At 44.2% G+C, this 5,116-nt stretch carries 3 protein-coding genes; 2 read left to right on the top strand and 1 reads right to left on the bottom strand.

Annotation, left to right across the window (positions count from 1 at the left end):
• Positions 1 to 512 (top strand): response regulator (locus tag PLA23_RS10290; protein WP_324475123.1); only part of this gene is annotated, 512 nt, incomplete at its 5' end.
• A 9-nt stretch (positions 513 to 521) separates the two neighbouring features.
• Positions 522 to 3,077, top strand: coding sequence for a glycosyltransferase (locus tag PLA23_RS10285; protein ID WP_324475122.1), 2,556 nt, complete (start codon positions 522 to 524; stop codon positions 3,075 to 3,077).
• Positions 3,078 to 3,083: 6 nt separating this feature from the next.
• On the opposite strand, the gene PLA23_RS10280 is transcribed toward PLA23_RS10285, so the two are convergent.
• On the bottom strand, positions 3,084 to 4,787 hold the full coding sequence (locus PLA23_RS10280) for a tetratricopeptide repeat protein (RefSeq protein ID WP_324328931.1): 1,704 nt from the start codon (positions 4,785 to 4,787) through the stop codon (positions 3,084 to 3,086).
• Positions 4,788 to 5,116 lie beyond the last annotated feature (329 nt).

Raw genomic sequence — 5,116 nt, 5'->3', positions numbered from 1 at the left:
TACCCTTGTGGAAACATCGCCAGCGGGGACAACATTCAAAGTCTCACTTCCGGCATCATAATCGCACAGTGGAGAAGAGGATGAAGAGAATACTTATCGTTGATGATGATCTTGCAATTCTGGATAGTACAAAGCAAATTCTGGAATTGGAAGGGTATGAGGTTGTAACTGCTGCTACTGCAGGTGAAGGACTCTCGAAGATAGAAAATGAGTTTTTCAACATGGCACTCTTTGATATTAAGCTTCCTGATATGGAAGGGACAGAACTCCTTGAAAAAGCTCATAAGATGCGTCCCGGTATGAAAAAGATTATGGTTACCGGATATGCAAATCTTGAAAACTCTGTGTTTTCATTAAATGCAGGGGCGGATGCCTATATCATGAAACCGGTTAATCCAAAAGACCTTCTTGAAAAAATTAAGGAGAAACTGGAAGAGCAGGAAAAAGATACGATCATTGACGGAGAAAAAGTAGCACAATTTTTGGAAGAAAAGCTCCTTTCGATTCGATAACCCAGTATCATGACCGACCTGACCAAAGAAGAACTTATAAAAACGCTTCAAAGAATGGGTGTTTCCAACACCGTTCTCCTTGAAGATCCCTCTGTAACTCTTGATACATTTATTCTGGCGATAAAAAAATACAGGATTGCAGTTCCTGATGATTTTTATGCGTATCTTGCAGACCAGCTGGGACTAGCCTTTATGGAACGTGAGGCGCTCTTTGCCAATCCGCGGATTGGTTCAGTTCTTCCATATGCGGTCGGTGAGGAGGCATTAATTGCGCTTTTGGAATCAAAACCTGCATACCTGAAAGTGGCTACCGCAAATCCTCTGGATGAACCGTTATTTAAACGGCTTGAAGAGATCTTTGGGAAAAAGGTTGAGAAGGTAGTAACTCCCCTTGATGCCATTCTCACCATTACTGATGTGAGTTATCAGGGTCCGCACGCATACAGCGCGCTTAGTGAACTGGTCGATCGTCAGCCTGACGAGTCCGCATATCAAATTCTTGTGCCCTGGCAGAAAGCGGCGGTCATTATCGGAACTATTCTTTTGTGTGGCCTTGTCATATCAAATCCATATTTCTGGCTTTTTGTTCTTTTTACTCTTACAAATTTTGTATATTTCATAATGAATCCGGTGAAATTCTATATCTCACTCCAGGGAATGTCAGGTGAGAAGAATGTCATCCATATCTCTGATGAGGATATTCAGAACCTTAAGGATGAGGATCTTCCCATATACACAATTCTCGTCCCGCTCTTTCATGAGCAGGAGATGCTTCCTCATATCCTTCAAAATATTGCAAATATCAATTATCCCCGGGATAAACTTGATGTAAAAATCCTGATGGAAGAGGAAGATACTGAAACTATTGATAAAGCACGCAAACTCGGACTTTTTGGGAATATCGAAGAGGTCATATCTCCCATGTCAGAGGCTGAATATCATGTCTTTTTAAGCATCTTTCATCCGGTTGTTATTCCAAAGGCGGATATTACGACAAAGCCCCGTGCCTGTAATTATGGGCTGAAACGTTCACGTGGAGAGTTTGTCGTAATTTATGATGCTGAAGATCTTCCAGACCGGGATCAGTTGAAAAAAGTGGTCATTGCATTTCAGCGGCTTGGACCGAAATATGCCTGTGTTCAGTGTCTTCTGAACTTTTACAATCCTCGTAAAAATATGCTGACACGGTGGTTTTCAATAGAATATTCGTATTATTATGATTTTTATATTCAAGGTCTCGATAAAATTGATGCACCTATTCCGCTTGGGGGAACCAGCAATCACTTCAGAATGAAGACGCTCCGCGAATTAGGAGCATGGGATCCCTATAACGTGACCGAAGATGCCGACCTTGGTATGCGGATTGCGCGCAAAAAATTGCACACTGCAGTACTGAATTCCCATACCTATGAAGAGGCAGTCAGCCGGGTTCCGTCGTGGATCAGACAACGGTCACGATGGGTGAAGGGTTTTGTGATTACCTGGTTTGTCACCATGCGCCACCCTGTCCGGGTGCTCAAAGATATCGGCCTGAAAAATTTCCTTGTGTTTCAGACCGGATTTGGAGGAAATTTTTATCTCCCTCTCATGAATCTCTTCCTCTGGCTGGTCTTTGCAGCTGGTTTTATCATTCCTGAATATTTCTCACGATGGTTTGACTTCTGGCCTTTTGCTGTGATAGCTGTCTTTAATCTCCTTGTCGGAAATCTCTTCTTCCTTTCGATGATGGTTATTGCGACATGGAAGGAAAAACAGCGTGATCTTCTTTTATATGCTTTCTTCTCGCCGATTTACTGGATATTAATGAGTATTGGAGCATGGAAGGGGACGCTTCAGTTGATCTTTAAGCCATATAAATGGGAGAAGACCAGTCATGGGACTGAAATCATTCATGAGCAACTCTTAATCGACCATCCGGAGCAGTTTTCCAAACCGGTGAAATGGATTGAGGTGAAAACCCCAGAAGTGGACCGGGGAGCCAGAAAAGCAACCGGAGGGCAGATCGCCTTCTCGATCGGGATCACTGTACTCCTGGTTCTTTTCGCTCTGATCCTGTTTGGTGTTGTTGAGTATAAACCAATATCAGATCATTTCACCGTCAACAAAATTCCTGGTTTAAATCAGGTATTAGCTCCGCTGAAAGATTATCAGTCCGGCCGCGAAGTCCGTTTGCTCAATTATGAAGCAATCCCTGGACCGCACTCAACACCCCCGCCCCTTATTACCGCACAACCACAGGAAACAAAGGAGGCACCACTCACTCCTGTTCCAACATTCCTACCTGACAGACCAGCGCGAGTTCTTTCTGCTTTAGGAGAACCTGGCCTTAAGGTCAGATATGACCCCCTCGTCAACCGGATCATCATCACCAGCGAGCGGGTACTCCCTGAGGGAGAGTATTATCTGATCATCACCGGCACTTCTGACCGTGAATATGCAGAATACCGGCTCGACAGTATACCCGGAGCACTCTCTCTGGAAGGCGGGCAGAATAGTACTGCTGTCAGGATTATGCGTGTGCTGAAGAGTGGTGCCAGTATCCCGGTGATTGATACCGTTGTTTAAAAGGGATTATGAGATGCCACACGCATCTGGCAGAAACATGCGTGTCTGGTTATAATAATAGATGGCCTCATCAGGATATACTGATGATTCTCCGGCTGCCCTGGCCTTCCATCTCTTAAACTCTTCATTTTGTGGATCAAATGAGAGCGCTTTTGTGAAGTACTCATGCGCAAGGGTAACCTTCCCCAGTTCGTAGTACGCCTGTCCTCCAAAAAACCATGACCAACGGTTGCAGGGGAATTGATCGATGGATCGGTCAAAATTATCCGCTGCAAGCTGATATCTGCTCTGGTTCAGATAGCAGTTCCCCTTTACATAATATGTCCATGGAATAGACGGATCAAGTTGTATCCCTTTATTCAGATATGCAATTGCGTATTCGCATTGTCCACTTTTATGGAGGATATCTCCCCGGTAATAATATGCCCAGGCATTTCCAGGATCCAAGATGATGGTCCTGTCAAAACTGCATAATGCCCCCTCATAATTCCCCAGTTCATACAGGCTCATCCCTCGGTAGTACCACGCCTGTGCATTCATTGGATCCAATGTGACAGCGGTATTCAGATACCTGAGTGCATCTTCATATCTTCCGTCATGATAGGCGATAGCACCTTGAGAGAACCATAACGATGCATTTTTCGGCTCTTTAGCAGCCCTTTTCTCGACATCCGGAAGTGACCAGGCAGGATCCTGCGCTGACCGAATCGCAAGGTAGAGTGTCCGGTACTCCTTTGAATATGGATCAATAGTGAGTGCTGTATTGATTGCTGACAGTGCCTGATCATACTGACCGGTCAGGTAATACGCATGAGCAAGTTCATACCAGGCTGGTGCCTGACATGATGATACCGACAGACTTTTCTTCAGTTCATTGATGGCAGATTGATAATCACCAGAAGAGGCGAGGTTTTTTCCATACACGTACCGTGCCCATTCGTTATTTGGATTCATTTTCACGGCGGTATCATACTGTATCCTGGCAGCGGTCAGATTCCCCTGCTTTTCGTATGCCCTTCCCAGTTCGTAATATGTGCCAGCATTAGAGGGGTCGAGCGTGAGGGATTTCTGCAAGGCATCAATTGCCTGTGCATAATTCTCCAGTTCTGTATACGTTGTCCCGATGAAATACCAGGCTGGAGCATTGCTGGGATCAGAGGTCGTTGCTTTTATAAACCAGGACAGGGCTTCACGGTATTTTCTTTCTTCAAAAAGCAGCCTTCCTTTATTAAATGCTGACCAGGTATTATTTGGTTCAAGAAGTAGATCATGCTCGACCTGAATAGCGGTTAGTGGAGTTGTGGTATTTATTCGCAAAGAAGAGAGAAGGTTTAATGCGGTTTCATTTCCAGGGAGAAGATCAAGAACCTTCAGTATTTCACGGTTCGCCCTGTCACGATCTCCTGATGCGATGAGGATGTCCGCTTTTCTTAGGAGGATGGTGCTATTTCGTGGACTTAACTCAGCCGCTCTTGTTATTGCGTCAAGTGCCCCTTTCAGATCAGCGTTCTGATGAAGGATTTCTGCTTTTGCATACCATAGATCGGGATTTTCTGGATCGGACCGGAGTGAATCATCCAGACTGGTCATGACATCTGGTATTGCCCCTGATATTGCAGTATCTGTTTCAGAGCCCTTTTTTTCAGTAATACATCCGCATACCATGAGGAGCAGGATAAAAAGAATAACTAGGATATGATGAGTTTGCATACCATCTCATCGTTGTATAAATTAAAAAAAAGAACTCAACACATTTGAGTATACAATTAAAGGGAAACCCCTGGCGGGAGGGGTATAGTTGAGTTTGGTTTTTGCATACTGGCTATCATCGAATTTTTAACCTTTTCAGGTGAGCCATTGACGCGATCTCAGAGCGGTGAATTTTTGTCAGAATCATCCTCCATGGATAAATTACATCATCTGTATAGACGAAGATGAATAGCGCTACAAGGGTTACCCACACAGTAAATCCTGGTATTCCAGAACGGAAATTCCCAAAATAATATCTCAGAATTCGTTCGTTATTGAGATATTTTATG

Origin of the sequence: Methanospirillum sp. (genome assembly GCF_035406105.1) — an archaeon.
Lineage (GTDB): Archaea > Halobacteriota > Methanomicrobia > Methanomicrobiales > Methanospirillaceae > Methanospirillum.
This window is presented reverse-complemented; position numbering and strand designations above follow the sequence as displayed.

Bases quoted from the DNA above. Each gene is read 5' to 3' on its own strand.
- PLA23_RS10285 (WP_324475122.1), top strand. From the start codon at position 522: ATGACCGACCTGACCAAAGAAGAACTTATAAAAACGCTTCAAAGAATG.
- PLA23_RS10280 (WP_324328931.1), bottom strand. From the start codon at position 4,787: ATGCAAACTCATCATATCCTAGTTATTCTTTTTATCCTGCTCCTCATG.